Genomic DNA, 14,133 nt, shown 5'->3' on the forward strand with positions numbered 1-14,133 from the left:
CTTCAGATAATGTGGCCAGTGGAGTTCATCAGTCAGTGCGGGTGCAAGAAAGAAATTTATATGGTAAATAGCAAGTTCAGGGGTAAAAAAATAAAACAGGCAACAACTAACATAATACATTGTCAAGCGGGTCCCATCAAATATACTATAGTTGCTGCCTGTCGTTGGTGGTTGTTTCAATCGGCGGCCGCTGTATAGGCCTTATTAAGTTGTAAATCGAGTTTCTCGTATTGAGAGTTCTTGCTTTTGAATTCAGGAACGAGCTCTTTCATCTTCTTAACAATGCCGTAATTGTCTTCGAGGCGGCTCATGCTTATCAGCTCTTCGATTTCTCTTACCACTTTATGCGAGCAGGGTATTATTTTGGCGATCTTGATCTTTTCGTGATGGGTTGGAAGTGTTTTTTCCTGTTCGTTCAGTAACTCTTCATACAACTTCTCGCCCGGGCGTAATCCGGAATACACGATCTTGATATCTTCATCGGGTGTTAAACCGGCCAGCCTGATCATTTTTAAAGCCAGGTCAACGATCTTAACCGGTTTGCCCATATCGAACACAAAGATTTCGGCGCCTTTGCCCATGATCGCCGCTTCCATAACCAGTTGCACCGCTTCGGGGATGGTCATAAAATAGCGGGTGATCTCAGGGTGTGTTACGGTAACCGGGCCACCATTCTGGATCTGCTGGCGGAACCTGGGGATCACAGAACCATTTGAACCCAGCACGTTACCAAAACGGGTAGTGATGAATTTGGTCCTTCCATTTGCATTCACCCCGGCTTTGCTATCACCGTTGATAAGGCCCATAATGGTTTGATCGACGAGGTTATCGGCCACACTGCTCAACGACTGTACATACATTTCAGCGATCCGTTTTGAAGTACCCATCACATTGGTGGGGTTAACGGCCTTATCGGTTGAGATCATCACAAACTTATGTACGTTGTATAGAACTGACAGGTCGGCGATGATCTTGGTTCCCATTACATTGGTAAGAATGGCTTCAGACGGATGGCGTTCCATCATGGGCACATGCTTGTAAGCTGCAGCATGGAAAACAAAATGCGGGCGGTATTCGCGGAAAGGTATCTGCATCCGGTTACGGTCGCGAATGTTACCTATAAAGATCTTTATATTGGCGCCGGGGAATTTTTCCTCCATTTCAAGCTGCATCTCATGCAAAGGTGATTCAGCCTGATCGCACAGCACCACCATTTCAGGATCGAATGACAATGCCTGGCGTACAATTTCGGAACCAATTGAACCGGCAGCACCGGTAATTAAAATGCGTTTTCCGGTAAGCTCGCTCGAGATCTTTTCATTATTAATGATAATAGGCTCCCGTTGCAACAGGTCTTCAATACGCAGTTCCTGGATCTGCTTCAGGCTGAGTTTGCCATAGGTCCATTGATCAGAAGGCGGCACCGTAAGCACCTTGATGCCGAACTGCAAACATTTTTCGATCACCACTTTTTTATCGCGGCTGTCGAGCTGTTCGTTCATCAGGATCAGCTTATCTATTTTCTTCTTTGTTTTAAGTAAAGGCAGCTCCCTGATATGGTAAACCCTTTTTTGCTGAATGGTAACATTGGCCTTATTGATATCAGTTTCAACAAAACCGGCAATTACAAATTTGTTGGTAATGCTCGATTCAATGGCTTGCTTTACACACATAGCTTCACTATCACTGCCATAGATCAATACATTTTCTTTTAAAACAATAGCATTATGTTTTACATAATAGTAAAACGCGCGCACCATTGAGCGCAGCATCATATGCAGGGTACAGCTGATGAAAAAGTTTATCAGCAATACGCCGGGGATGTTAAGGCTATTGATATGATATTCGCGGTTCACTACAAATACCACTGCGAGGGGAAATAAAACACCGGTGATCAATACCGCCAGGGAGATCCGCATCATGTCATAAACATTCGAAAAGCGGAGCATGCCCGTATGAATGCGCATGCAATAAAATACCGGCAGCGAGATCAAAGAATATAAAGTGGTATATACAAAAAAGTGGCCGCGCAGAATTGCAGAAAACTGAAACTGCTTTACGATGAAATAAGACAACGTAAAGGAGAATACGGTTATGACCAGATCGATAAGCAAGATAACCCACCTGGGTACAGGCCTTGAAAATGATAGAAACTTCTTCATGCTATTAGCAATATGTTTACAATGTTGGTTGTTCTGAACGCGGATTTTCAGGAAACAATGGAATTGCCATGCGATAATCAATTATTGATTACGCCGATGGATATTGCGCAGGAAATATGGATACAAGGTTACCTAATACACAGAAAAATGGATTGTAAATAGCAGGAAGTTCAAAGGATTACCACAACAACAACATATAAACGCTTTTACATGAGGATATTGATACTGGAGACTAAATATGGAAAGGACAAAAGATGGATTTGAAAAATGGAGACATTTCAAAGGATTATCGATTGGATATAGCAAGGCTAAATCAGTGCCTGGTTCGCGGTTACATATCAGAAAGGATTTGCTACAATCAGCTTATCAGGCTGGATATTCATAGGATTATAGAGGGGGCTGAAATCAGGGGGAAAGGTACACAAGAAATTTGATTTTTAATAAATTTTTCGCATCATTTTTTAAGTGTAATACCTTAATAACATTCGCATAACCAATAATCCCCAATTGCCATATACCACTAACCGGTAGATTTTTAAACCCGGACCGGGAATTAATCCCTAATCGGGTACTGCATTCTGTAAAGGAATAGGTAAAACTACGCCTCTACCAATGCTTTTTTGGAAGCAGTTGCATGAATGGCCGAAATAACCTTGCCGGGCGTCAAATACTTTTCAAAATAAGCCAGCGCATTTTGCTCTAATTCCATTCGCTGTTCTTTATGGGAAACCAGCCAGGAAATGGCATCTTTTAATTCGCTATGAATATCTTTTATTTCAAGGTAATGGGTACCGGCCATGAAATTACCGGGCAGTATCCTGTTAATAGGGGTAGTAACAATGGCTTTCCCAAGCGCAAAATATTCGCCCAGCTTCCATCCCAGGCAATCGTGCACGGCGGGCGTATTTATCACTACTGTAGATAACTTCAAATGCTCAAGATAGGATTTGTGGTTATACAGTTTGCTGGCCGAATAATTTTCCAACCCTTCAAATGGCCCTAACCGCCGTCTTGAAAACCCGCCTTCAAAAGAGATCACTTTCTCGCTATCAAGACCTTTCAGGATGGTAATTATTTCCTTCCTCAGGTTTGTTACCGTAGTATGTTTTTTCCAGGGATAGTTCAAATAAAACAGGTAGTTGTCCCTGGAAGCCTTTCTGTTGGCATACACATCAAATGAACATCTTTTCATTGACTGATGTGTATACACCCTGAAGTAAGGATTTTTTATTCCGGCTTTCCGGTACAACTTCCAGGATAATTTAAGATAGGCCGGAAGGCTGAAATAGTTGATCCCAAAATTAGGGCCCACAGGAAGCACCTTCGGGTACTTTTGCAGGGTGGCTTCATCTACATTCACCTTTGCATACACATCAACCCACTCATAAACCGTATCGTTTACGTCACATTTATCATTAGCGGCGATGCATATTTTCGACACGTTGCCATTATCCCATATTTCGTAATAGAAAAATTCCTTCCTGTACGGTCCGTTCACAAATTCATTGAACCGGAGGAATCTGTCTTCGAATGAAAATTCAATGGTATAATCTTTATAGAAATCATGCAACCCTTTTATATAAAATTCATAATACCAGGGATCGAACAAAGGGCACATTAATATCTTCTTTTCCATGTTTTACAGCTTTAAAATTGAATGTAAGATCAGCTTTATGAAACGGGCACCCCAACACAATCGCACACAGTGGTAGTTATTCTTTCCAGATCGGCTTCAGTAAGGTTAGAACCCGATGGCAGGCATAACCCAATCTCAAAAAGCCGTTCACTGATATCTGATCCATAATAAGGCGCATCGGCAAATACTGATTGCAGATGCATGGGCTTCCAAAGCGGGCGGCAATCAATATTATTGCCAGTTAAACATAAACGCAGGTCTTCCCGGGTAAAATTGGGAACCTTAACGAGAATAGCCGTTAACCAGTGATTCGAAAAATAGCCTTTGCCCGGTTCTTCCAGGAATTCAATGCCTTCGATACCGGCAAATGCCTTTTTATAAAATTGATAATTGTTGCGGCGTTGCTGAACACGTAATGGCAATACTTCCATTTGTCCACGACCAATACCAGCACAAACATTACTCATGCGGTAATTATAACCTATCTGCGAATGCTGATAATGGGGAGCAGGGTCAAGCGCCTGTGAACCTAAAAAACGGGCCTTGTGAACAAATTCAGGATTCTTTGAAATAAGCGCTCCGCCACCTGAAGTGGTAATGATCTTATTCCCATTGAATGATAAAATACCAATATCGCCAAAGGTTCCAACGGGTTTACCGTTAAAGGTAGAACCCAATGCCTCGGCCGCATCTTCCACAACAGGAATTTCATACTTATGGGCAATGGCCATAATTTCATCTATGCGCGCCGGCATTCCATATAAATGAACTACAATAATAGCTTTGGGCTTTTTCCCTTTCTGGATGCGGTCCTTTATAGCCAGCTCCATGAATTCGGGCGACATATTCCAGGTGCTTTCCTCACTGTCAACAAATACAGGGGTAGCTCCCTGATAAACTATAGGGTTAGCCGATGCTGCAAATGTCATGGACTGACAAATAACTTCATCGCCTGCTTTTACGCCAAGAATTATCAATGCCATATGCAATGCCGCTGTTCCCGAGCTCAGGGCAGCCACATGCACATTATTTCCTAAATAAGCTTCGAGATCATGTTCGAAACCATTCACATTCGGACCAAGAGGAGCAATCCAGTTCGACGCAAATGCTTCCTGAACATAAACTATTTCTTTTTCTCCCATATGCGGGGACGACAACCAGATTTTCTCTTTCATGAATTACAACTTAAATTAAAAGTAAAACGCTTTTGCAGATAAAACAAGTGCTGCCGGCCAGATTGCCTTATAATTACCGGCAACTATTTTTCTAAAATTTTCAGAACTGGTTCATTTTTATTACTCTTCCAGGATTTCCAACCACCACCGCATAATCAGGTACATCCCGTATGATCACCGCTCCTGCGCCTATTGTTGCCCATTTACCGATCCTGATATTCTGCATAACGCATGCCCCAATACCAATTTGCGTTCCCTCCCCCACCTGTACGTTTCCTGCTAAAGCGGCGTTGGGCGAAATATGTACAAAATCTTCCACCACACAATCATGATCAATGGAACAATTCGTATTTAAGATAACATGCCTGCCGATATTGCTGTGAACGTTCACAGAAACATTCGACATCACCACTGTTCCTTCACCAACAACACTGCGAACAGAAATGATGGCAGCTGAATGAATGGCACTGGTAAATGTTACCTCACTCAATTTTGCGGCTATTGCTTTACGAATGCGATTATTTCCAATTGAAATAATAAACCGGTCATCCGCCGTTAGGGCCGCCTGTTGTAATGTATTATAAACAGGATAGTCCAGCAGGGATGTTACAAGCGGATTATCATCAATTAACCCATAGGGAATGCGGTGTTGGGATTCCAGTATTTCACAGATCACTTTCGCATGGCCACTGGCCCCATACAAAAAAATTCGGTTGATATGCGACATAAATAAACTGGGCCTTCAAAAAAAGGATATTAGCAGTACTAATGTATCAATACAAAACAGGCAAGCTAATAAAGCAGGATTATGGACAATTCGCACAAAAATAAATGCTTCTACTTAAAGTTCATATTAAAATTGTGCAAACGCCCCTGTCTGAAATGTATTAATTACAATAAAGAATAGGTTTATATAATAGTAATATGCGAAAGACGGGGTTTAACCCGTCAATTTGTAAAAACGTCCGGTTTTCCGTTTCACAAAGCCTTCTGCAAAGGAGTATGTTTCTTCGTTATCAGTTTCTTCGTTATCTACCGCACTATCGAAACTTCCCATCAGTATCAAAACCGGGAACAAAATGGTACAAAGCAGCATTTTTACCGGCCTGAATTCCTTTACCGATTCAATAACCGCTTCAGTGACCGTTTTGCATTGATCGTTGGTCAATTGCGGGTAAATGGGTAGTGAGATCTCGTTACTATATGAATTATACGCGTTGGGATAGTTCTTAATATCGTAGCCCGCTTGTTTAAAAACGGTGAGCATGGGCAATGGTGTAAAGTGCACATTCACCGCTACCGACCTGCCGGCAATGCTTTCGATGATCTTGTTCCGCTCTTCTTCGGCAATATCTTTAATTCGTAATGGATACAGATGGTACGAGGAAGAACAGCCTGTTTGCTGGTACGGCGGGCAAATAGCCCAATCGTATTTTGAAAATACATTGTTATAAAAATCGAATACCCGTTTCCGCTCTATCAGCAACAGGTTCTCATATTTTTTGAACTGCGCCAACGCTACGGCGGCCAGCACATCGGGCATGTTCATTTTGAAGCCCGGATAAATAACATCATACTGCCAGGCCCCCGCCTTTGTTTTTGTAAAGGCATCTTTTGTTTGCCCATTCAGGCTCCATATTCGAAGCGTATTATACACTTCTTCATTATTGAATGGCGCAGGCAGGTTCAGCAATATAACACCGCCTTCGGCAGAAGTTATGTTCTTTACTGCATGCAACGAGAAAACGGTAATATCGGCACAGGAGCCTATAGGTTTATTTTTATAGGTTGCCCCCAATGCATGAGCAGCATCATCCATGATCAGGATCCTTCCCAACTGCTGTTGCTCATTGGTTGCAGGTTGAAATTTCTCTTTTATGGCCGGGTCGTTTACGATGCTGTTTATGCTATCATAATCGCAAGGCCAGCCGGCGAAATCAACAGCAACAATTGCTTTTGTATTTTCGGTAATGGCTTCTTTGATCTTCTGGCAATCGATATTGAAATCATTGCCTATATCAACCATAACCGGTTTGGCGCCTACATGCATTACTGCGAGTGCAGTGGCGCAGTAGGTATAGGCAGGAACAATAACCTCATCGCCTTTTTTAATGCCATACCAGTGCAACATCAATATCATACCTGAAGTAGCGGAGTTTACAGCAAGCGCATGGTCGATATTGCAAAAAGTGGCCATTTCCTTTTCAAGCTGTTTTGTAGCAGGACCTGTGGTTAGCCAGCCGCTTTGCAGGATAGAAGTTACCTCCCTGATGATGTCATCATCAATGTAAGGTGGAGAAAAACGAATCATACGGTTCTTAAGGTGTTTTAAAAGTTCAAACTATATAATCAGAGCAATTAGAGACATGATTATTTAAGGGTATGAAACGATTACTACAACAACTTTAATGAACCTTATCTGCCATCAAACTTTGGCATGGTTGCATGCCCCTGCTGGCTAACGCCTTCACTTTTTACCACCTTCATTAAAGTCAACAAAACGATCTTACAGTCAAGAGAAAAACTTACATGATCAACATACCAAACATCCAGCTCAAACTTTTCTTTCCATCCAATGGCATTGCGGCCGTTCACCTGCGCCCACCCGGTTATCCCTGGCCGTACATGATGCCGCCGCTTTTGGGTGTCGTTATATAAAGGTAAATATTCTACCAACAAAGGTCTTGGACCTATCAAACTCATTTCGCCTTTAATGACATTGATCAATTGAGGAATTTCATCAAGTGAAGTTCTTCTGATAAATTTTCCAATTCCGGTGAGGCGGTCCCCATCAGGTAACAAATTCCCGGCTGCATCCTTTTTATCGTTCATGGTCTTGAACTTAACCAGCCTGAAGATGCGTTCATTTTTACCCGGACGGGCCTGAACGAAAAAAGGGCTTCCCTGGTTCGCAATAAAAAGCAATGCGGTAATAACTATAAAAAAGGGTAATAGTAAACAGAAGGCAATCAGGCTTACTATCAGGTCAATCACTCTTTTTAAAAAATTACGATATAATTGCATGAGTTCTTAACTGGTCGTGATATTCTTTTAATAACAATTCCCAAAGGTATTTTTGTTCATACCGGTCAACGATCATCTGCCGTGCATTCGACTGCAAAGTTAGATATAAAGCCGGATCGGTCAAGAGCCGCTCCATGGCCCTATACAGTTCGGGTACATTCTTTACCGGAATGATGAGCCCGTTCTTTCCATCTTCAACGATCTCATTACAGCCATTGATATCGGTTACTACAGAAGGCAGATTAAAGCAACCGGCCTGCATGGGCACATTCGGAAATCCTTCGCGGTACGAAGGGAAAGCCAATGCCTGGCTGATCATTAAAAACGGCCTGATGTCCTGTTGAAACCCGGCATGTAAAATCGACTTATCTTCTTCTATAACTTTTCTGGTAGCCGGTGCCAGCGGATCGCGCTCCGGCTCATACGGGCCAACCAGCAATAATTTAACGTGCGGGTATTTTTCCTTCAACTGGCCAAAGGCCTCTACCAGCTCTTCAATGCCTTTGTCTTTTACCAGCCGGCCCACAAATACGAACACGAAATCCTTTTCGGTTAATCCCAACTTCTTTTTCCATTCACAGGCCGCTTTATTCAAATCTTCACCAGGTTGAAAAAAACGGGTATTGATGCCGTTACTGCTTCCATTCCCCAGCACCTTCATTTTCTTCTCTTTACAGAACCTGTTCTGCAAAATGAACCTTCCCAGGTCTTTCGAGTTTGGATAAATGCCCGTAGCGCAACTATATGTAAGGCGTTCAATAAAATCGAGCAGTTTTCTTTTTAAACCGGTATTCTCCATCAACGGCATACCGGCAACAGTATGCATGCGAATGGGCACACCGGCCATGCGGCTTGCCATCATGCCCAGTAACCCGGCTTTTGGCGTATGCGTATGAACAATGGTGGGCTTTTCTTTTTTCAGGAACCGGTACAACTGCCATAGTGCTTTCAGATCTTTAGCCGGGGTAATGGCACGCGTCATGGCAATTGGTGCCGTTCGTACCCCTTCCCGTATACCAACCTGTTCAAGCATTTTATCAGGTGATGAGACCGCGAGCACTTCAAAATGGTCAGACATATACCGGAGCTGGTCTTTAAGCAACACGCTTAACGACACAGGCACGGTAGTTATGCGCACCAGTTTATGAGATGATTTCATGTTATACAATTTGTAGCAACCGGGCTATTCGGATACGTTATTAAGAATGCTTATTATTTAATAACAGCAATATTGCAGTGATGAAAAAAAATTGTATTTTATTGGCATCACAAACGGTAATACATTTACATAGTTTCAATCACTTATAATATAATGACCATGCAAATACGACCAGCTACTTCCCAGGACAAACCCGCGATGATCGAGTTGTTGAAAAAATCACTGGGCGAGGGATTGATACCCAAATCAGAAGCATTATGGACCTGGAAACACGAGCAAAATCCCTTTGGTGCTTCATTTGTATTGCTGGCAGAAGAAAACGGCGCCCTGATAGGGTTAAGGGCATTCATGCAATGGCAATGGAAGTGGAATAACACCGTTTACAAAGCCATTCGCGCCGTTGATACCGCCACCCATCCCGATCATCAGGGAAAAGGCATTTTTAAAAAGCTTACCCTGAAGCAGCTGGAACTATGCAAGCAACAAGGCATACATTTTGTGTTTAATACTCCCAATGATCAAAGCCGGCCCGGATATTTAAAAATGGGCTGGGTGCAACAGGGCCGCATGCCATTAAAACTAAAAGTGCTCAATCCTATTGGGCTGGCATATGCACTGGCATTCAAAAAAGGCCCGGCCAGTTCGGGAACCGAAGACCCAACGCCCACCCAATTGTGGGACCCGAAAGTATTTTCTTTGATGGACAATTACAAAAGCAACAGTGAATTGGTAAATACCGAATTGTCGGCTGCGTATATCCGGTGGCGCTATGCCGATAATCCTTTATTCAACTATAATTACTTTACCGACTTTGAGAACTTTCTGCTCATTGGCCGCATAAAATCACATTCGTTTACCAGAGAGCTGCGCCTGGTCGATTGTATGCTTTTCAACAACGCCTCAACGAACAGGCGCATCAACTCCCAGATAAGTAAGGCAGTTCTTCCCTACTGCAAACAAAATCAAATAAAGGTCATTTCATTCTCGGGTCAGCAGTATCAATCACATCGATCAGCTCTTGGTTTTATGGGTATCATACCTGTTCAAAACCGTGGTCCCATAGTTACTCTCAGAGATCTTAATATGAATGAGCAATTTCCCAAATTACTGGACATTAAAAACTGGGGCTATTCTTTGGGCGATATGGAATTATTTTAATCGCCTGAATTTTACTTTAAAGGAACCCTGATCGTATAGTGTACCACATAGGCACATAGAAACACAGCTTTCATAAAGGATCCATTAAAGAACTTTTGACTGCCATGTCCCTATGTGGCTATGTGGTTTAAAATAATCTGATCTGTAAAGGAACTATTGTGAGATCTTTTCCGCTTTTCGCACTTCCCGGCTTTCAGTTTGTTTACCGAGGAAATGGTCCACATACTCACCCATGTTCCAACTCGTCATCCCATACATTTCCTTACATTTTTTATACTGTTGTAACACCACTTCAAGACTCTGTAAATTCTGTTCGGGATAATCGCCAAAATTTTCAGGGTGCCACCATAAATGGTAAACCTCATTACGCTTTGCAGCAATACGAATTTCCTGGCACGATCTGCGTAATCGCATTTTATTGGCCAACTCCGACTGGGGGCTCCAGGGCCGTAAGAACCGGCTGGCAGGTAACCGCAGCGGCTCGCCGGGTATAACTTTAATATCACTTAACGGGTAAGAAGTTCTTACACCACCTACCTGTATATACGCATCAGCGGTACGGAATGCCCTGCGCAACCAGGTAGCGCCACCATCAGCAACAGGTTTCCAGTACCAGCCTGAAGGATTAGTACGAACAGCCAGGATGCCATTTTCGTAACAGGTCTTTATGCATTGGGGGTTGATCTGATTGCGCGGAAATACCAGTGAACGCATAGGCGCATTGAACTTTTTGGCTGCTTTAACGGCCGCTTTCAGATCGGCATCAAAAGCCATTTTCTCGCTTTGCTGTTCCAGACAATAATAATGGCTGAAAGTATGCGAAGCCAGTTCCTGCCCCGGGTACTTCATGATCATGGCCACTTCTTCCGGCGCAAAATGTGCCCATCTGTACTGCGACTGCAGGCCATTCTTCTGCGCCCATATATAGGCTGAATGTTTTTCTTCGGCAAAGTTGGGCTCAACAGCAGGAAGCAACGTTTTCCACTCCTGCTCGTTGTCGGCAAACAGACTGCCCACTGTAGCCCAGGTTACATGTACATCGTATTTAGCAAACAATTCCAGCATTTGCGGAACTGCGCGTAAAGTATTTTTATAACAGGCTTCACGTGCCTGCCGGTCTCTCTTATCCAATACGCCCCAGTGTAATTCAAAATCCAGTGAAATGGTGAAGATCCCTTGCATATAATTTAGTTTTACCCCCCAGTCCGCCAACTGGCGGAGAGAATAGAGTTTAAAATTTAGAGTTCTTGGTTTTTAGTTATCAGCGTCAATGGTGAATGGTCAATGGTGAAGTGCTCGCGGGTTTTGAGATTACTAAACGATATGGCGCTGCAAAAAATCATTGCCGGTTGCCGATTTCCGATTCACGTTTCACATTTGCCGTCTCACGCCTTTCCAGCGATAACCAGTTTGACTTCCTTTATGGGCGGCGGTGGGGTTTCTTCCCGCGCCTGCATCATCCGTTGCCGTTTCATTACCTGTAAATGCTTTTTATAATCTATAAACATTACAATCACGAAAAACAAAAAGTACATGATCATACTTTTTTGCCTGATGATGATACCCATGTTCGACATGGTGTTCGACAAAGCGAAGGAAGTTGCCAAAAATGCAACTGCACTTGTTTTCAACAGCGCCGAGCCCTTTCGCAGGAACTTTAAAAATCCCTTCTGGAACAGTTGGGCTGTTAAAGACAGCGTTAACAAATTTTCAAAAGAAACTACGAGCCCCATGGCGCCTGGAGAATCAACGAACAATGGCCGGAACCAGAACGTGAACAATTTCAGCACCAGGGGATAGTTGGAGATATCGATACCCGATCCGGCGTTTTTTGCCAACTCGTATGACCGCACTGCCGAAAACTGGTTAAAACTTTGTAGTACGTTATCACCGTCTATTTTTGAAAACGCCATGATCTTATCGTACAACAGGGCCATTGCGCCCACGCTGGCGCCAAACACCAACAGCTTTTGCCATACTGGTACCTTTTGCCGCCCGGTGAACAAACCCACCACAATACCAACTGCCATAAATAAAAACACGTGTGGCCGTACGTGATAAATGACCAGCAACCCCAGTAGTAAATGTATCTTCCGCGTCTTCAACTGGCTGAGGGCATACATCACCATGCCAAGTCCCCAGAAGATGATCGATCCTTTACCCAACGATACCGTCCAGAAGTGCATATTGGGCAAAAAGATCAAAAGACCAATGAGGTCCATGCCCCAGAACTTATGCGAGTATCTTGTATTCTCTTTAAAGTAAACATAAAAGAAAACGAATCCCCAGTAGCCCAGCCAGGCAAACAGCGCAAACATCATTTCGAAAGTAAAGCCGAGGTAATTGATGAATGGGTAACCTACAAAATCAATGAAGGGCGTTCCCGTATCATAGGCACTGAACCAGGTGGCATAATTCTGTTGCGGCCGCAGGAAATAGTCCTGCGAGTCGGACCGGGAAAACAGCTGAAATATATAGTATATGACCGTAAACAGTGTATGGAACCAGTACAGGTTTTTCATCATGCCAACCTGAAACCAGGGCATACGCCGTTTCATTATTTGCAGCATCGGTATCGTTGCTACATAAAGCAGGACCACTAAAAGTATTCCACCTATCACTATCCTGATTTTTATTTATTGATCAAATCGTTATAGATATCTTCCAGTTCAGTCACCATTTTTTTCATGCTGAACGAACTGATAACTGTTTCGCGGGCTGCCTTTTTCAGGTTGGCAACCTCACCGGGCTGCTGTATCAATTGCGAGATGCGTTCTACCAGTTGCATGGGTTGTTCAACCGGCACCAGCACACCATTTTCGCCATCTTTTATTACTTCAGGTATACCGCCTGCAGCAGTACAGGCAGGTACACAATTCATACTCATAGCTTCAAGCAGTGCAATGGGCAATCCTTCAAATTCAGAACTCATCATAAACAGATCCATTGCTGTAAAATAGGGCCGGGTTTCGGCTTGCAGGCCTGCAAAAAACAAATATTTATCAGTTCCCAGGGCCTTTGCTTTTGCATGGATCTCTTCGCGCAACGGACCATCACCCACAATAATAAAAAAAGTATCCGGATGTTTCTCATGTAGTGCTTTGGCAATTTCGAGCCAGGTGCCGAGGCGCTTTTGAACCCTGAAAACGCAGGTAATACCGATCACCGTGGCTGTTTCGGGAATATTCAACTGCTTTCTAATTTCATTATCAGCAGTTTGCGTACGGGCGTATTTGCCGGTATCGGCTCCATTGGCAACCACCTGCACGGGCGGTTTAGCCTTTCGGTAGTTTATTTTAATAGAATTGGCTACTTCTTCAGAAACGGCTATCACTTTTTGCTGGCTCGAAAAACTGAGCTTGTTCAGGTGATAGGTAAGCTTGTGGTAACGCTCCCATTTATTATGCTCAGTATAAACAACCGGTACGCCGGTAAGCCTGCCTACCAGCCGGCCAGCCATGCCAGCCCAGGGCAAATGGCAATGAATGAGTTGAATATTATGCTTGCGCACATACGCTACAATCCGGCGTACAGCGAATAAAATAGATGCATTGTTCTTAGCCTCGATGCAAACTACTTTTCCCCCTTCCTGTTCAATGGCCGATACCATTTGATCCTTCCATGGAAGAAAATAGATATAATGAAACTGGAACTTTTGTTTATCGTGCTGACGTAATGTTTCGGGCAATAACATCTCTGCACCACCACGGCCCAGTGATTTAATGATATGTAAAACCGGTATGGGTTCTTTTCCCTGCCAGATTTGACGGATATATGTTTTATTCAAGGTATCCATTTAAGTAGTTACAGTCATTTAGG

Annotated in this window: 11 protein-coding genes; 1 reads left to right on the forward strand and 10 read right to left on the reverse strand. The window is 43.3% G+C overall.

All coding sequences use genetic code 11. From position 1 onward, the window contains the following. Nucleotides 1-176: 176 nt before the first annotated feature. The 7 genes from A3860_RS12300 to A3860_RS12335 form a co-directional block, all read right to left on the reverse strand. Nucleotides 177-2,162 (reverse strand): polysaccharide biosynthesis protein, encoded by a 1,986-nt coding sequence (locus tag A3860_RS12300; protein WP_143774064.1) that lies wholly within the window; start codon nucleotides 2,160-2,162, stop codon nucleotides 177-179. A 598-nt stretch (nucleotides 2,163-2,760) separates the two neighbouring features. After that, a complete protein-coding gene (locus A3860_RS12310) occupies nucleotides 2,761-3,798 on the reverse strand; it encodes a glycosyltransferase (RefSeq protein ID WP_081147000.1) in 1,038 nt (345 codons plus the stop codon). A 35-nt stretch (nucleotides 3,799-3,833) separates the two neighbouring features. Then, the gene (locus tag A3860_RS12315; RefSeq protein ID WP_081147001.1) at nucleotides 3,834-4,973 is read right to left on the reverse strand and encodes a DegT/DnrJ/EryC1/StrS family aminotransferase; all 1,140 of its coding nucleotides are present in this window, start codon (nucleotides 4,971-4,973) and stop codon (nucleotides 3,834-3,836) included. A gap of 100 nt (nucleotides 4,974-5,073) precedes the next feature. Beyond that, nucleotides 5,074-5,700, reverse strand: a complete 627-nt coding sequence (locus A3860_RS12320) for an acetyltransferase (protein ID WP_081147002.1) — start codon at nucleotides 5,698-5,700, stop codon at nucleotides 5,074-5,076. A gap of 213 nt (nucleotides 5,701-5,913) precedes the next feature. Continuing rightward, nucleotides 5,914-7,284: a DegT/DnrJ/EryC1/StrS family aminotransferase gene (locus tag A3860_RS12325; protein WP_081147003.1), complete on the reverse strand. Its 1,371-nt coding sequence runs from the start codon at nucleotides 7,282-7,284 to the stop codon at nucleotides 5,914-5,916. A 104-nt stretch (nucleotides 7,285-7,388) separates the two neighbouring features. Then, entirely contained in the window at nucleotides 7,389-7,997 is a 609-nt protein-coding gene (locus A3860_RS12330) for a sugar transferase (protein WP_081147004.1), read from the reverse strand. Next, the gene (locus A3860_RS12335) at nucleotides 7,981-9,156 is read right to left on the reverse strand and encodes a glycosyltransferase family 4 protein (RefSeq protein WP_081147005.1); all 1,176 of its coding nucleotides are present in this window, start codon (nucleotides 9,154-9,156) and stop codon (nucleotides 7,981-7,983) included. The genes A3860_RS12330 and A3860_RS12335 overlap by 17 nt, the downstream gene beginning before the upstream one ends. A gap of 159 nt (nucleotides 9,157-9,315) precedes the next feature. On the opposite strand from A3860_RS12335, the gene A3860_RS12340 reads away from it, so the two are divergent. Beyond that, nucleotides 9,316-10,314 (forward strand): GNAT family N-acetyltransferase, encoded by a 999-nt coding sequence (locus A3860_RS12340; protein WP_158085217.1) that lies wholly within the window; start codon nucleotides 9,316-9,318, stop codon nucleotides 10,312-10,314. Nucleotides 10,315-10,467: 153 nt separating this feature from the next. On the opposite strand, the gene A3860_RS12345 is transcribed toward A3860_RS12340, so the two are convergent. The 3 genes from A3860_RS12345 to A3860_RS12355 all read right to left on the reverse strand — a co-directional run bounded on the left by A3860_RS12345 (nucleotide 10,468) and on the right by A3860_RS12355 (nucleotide 14,110). Beyond that, entirely contained in the window at nucleotides 10,468-11,496 is a 1,029-nt protein-coding gene (locus A3860_RS12345; protein ID WP_081147007.1) for a polysaccharide deacetylase family protein, read from the reverse strand. A 203-nt stretch (nucleotides 11,497-11,699) separates the two neighbouring features. Then, on the reverse strand, nucleotides 11,700-12,872 hold the full coding sequence (locus tag A3860_RS12350; protein WP_245843530.1) for a hypothetical protein: 1,173 nt from the start codon (nucleotides 12,870-12,872) through the stop codon (nucleotides 11,700-11,702). Nucleotides 12,873-12,946: 74 nt separating this feature from the next. After that, nucleotides 12,947-14,110, reverse strand: a complete 1,164-nt coding sequence (locus A3860_RS12355) for a glycosyltransferase (RefSeq protein ID WP_081147009.1) — start codon at nucleotides 14,108-14,110, stop codon at nucleotides 12,947-12,949. Nucleotides 14,111-14,133: the final 23 nt, after the last annotated feature.

It is taken from the genome of Niastella vici (assembly GCF_002077945.1).
GTDB lineage: Bacteria > Bacteroidota > Bacteroidia > Chitinophagales > Chitinophagaceae > Niastella > Niastella vici.

What these genes read in the sequence shown, in the direction of transcription:
- A3860_RS12300 (WP_143774064.1), bottom strand. Translation starts at nt 2,162, where the DNA reads ATGAAGAAGTTTCTATCATTTTCAAGGCCTGTACCCAGGTGGGTTATC.
- A3860_RS12310 (WP_081147000.1), bottom strand. Translation starts at nt 3,798, where the DNA reads ATGGAAAAGAAGATATTAATGTGCCCTTTGTTCGATCCCTGGTATTAT.
- A3860_RS12315 (WP_081147001.1), bottom strand. Translation starts at nt 4,973, where the DNA reads ATGAAAGAGAAAATCTGGTTGTCGTCCCCGCATATGGGAGAAAAAGAA.
- A3860_RS12320 (WP_081147002.1), bottom strand. Translation starts at nt 5,700, where the DNA reads ATGTCGCATATCAACCGAATTTTTTTGTATGGGGCCAGTGGCCATGCG.
- A3860_RS12325 (WP_081147003.1), bottom strand. Translation starts at nt 7,284, where the DNA reads ATGATTCGTTTTTCTCCACCTTACATTGATGATGACATCATCAGGGAG.
- A3860_RS12330 (WP_081147004.1), bottom strand. Translation starts at nt 7,997, where the DNA reads ATGCAATTATATCGTAATTTTTTAAAAAGAGTGATTGACCTGATAGTA.
- A3860_RS12335 (WP_081147005.1), bottom strand. Translation starts at nt 9,156, where the DNA reads ATGAAATCATCTCATAAACTGGTGCGCATAACTACCGTGCCTGTGTCG.
- A3860_RS12340 (WP_158085217.1), top strand. Translation starts at nt 9,316, where the DNA reads ATGCAAATACGACCAGCTACTTCCCAGGACAAACCCGCGATGATCGAG.
- A3860_RS12345 (WP_081147007.1), bottom strand. Translation starts at nt 11,496, where the DNA reads ATGCAAGGGATCTTCACCATTTCACTGGATTTTGAATTACACTGGGGC.
- A3860_RS12350 (WP_245843530.1), bottom strand. Translation starts at nt 12,872, where the DNA reads ATGAAACGGCGTATGCCCTGGTTTCAGGTTGGCATGATGAAAAACCTG.
- A3860_RS12355 (WP_081147009.1), bottom strand. Translation starts at nt 14,110, where the DNA reads ATGGATACCTTGAATAAAACATATATCCGTCAAATCTGGCAGGGAAAA.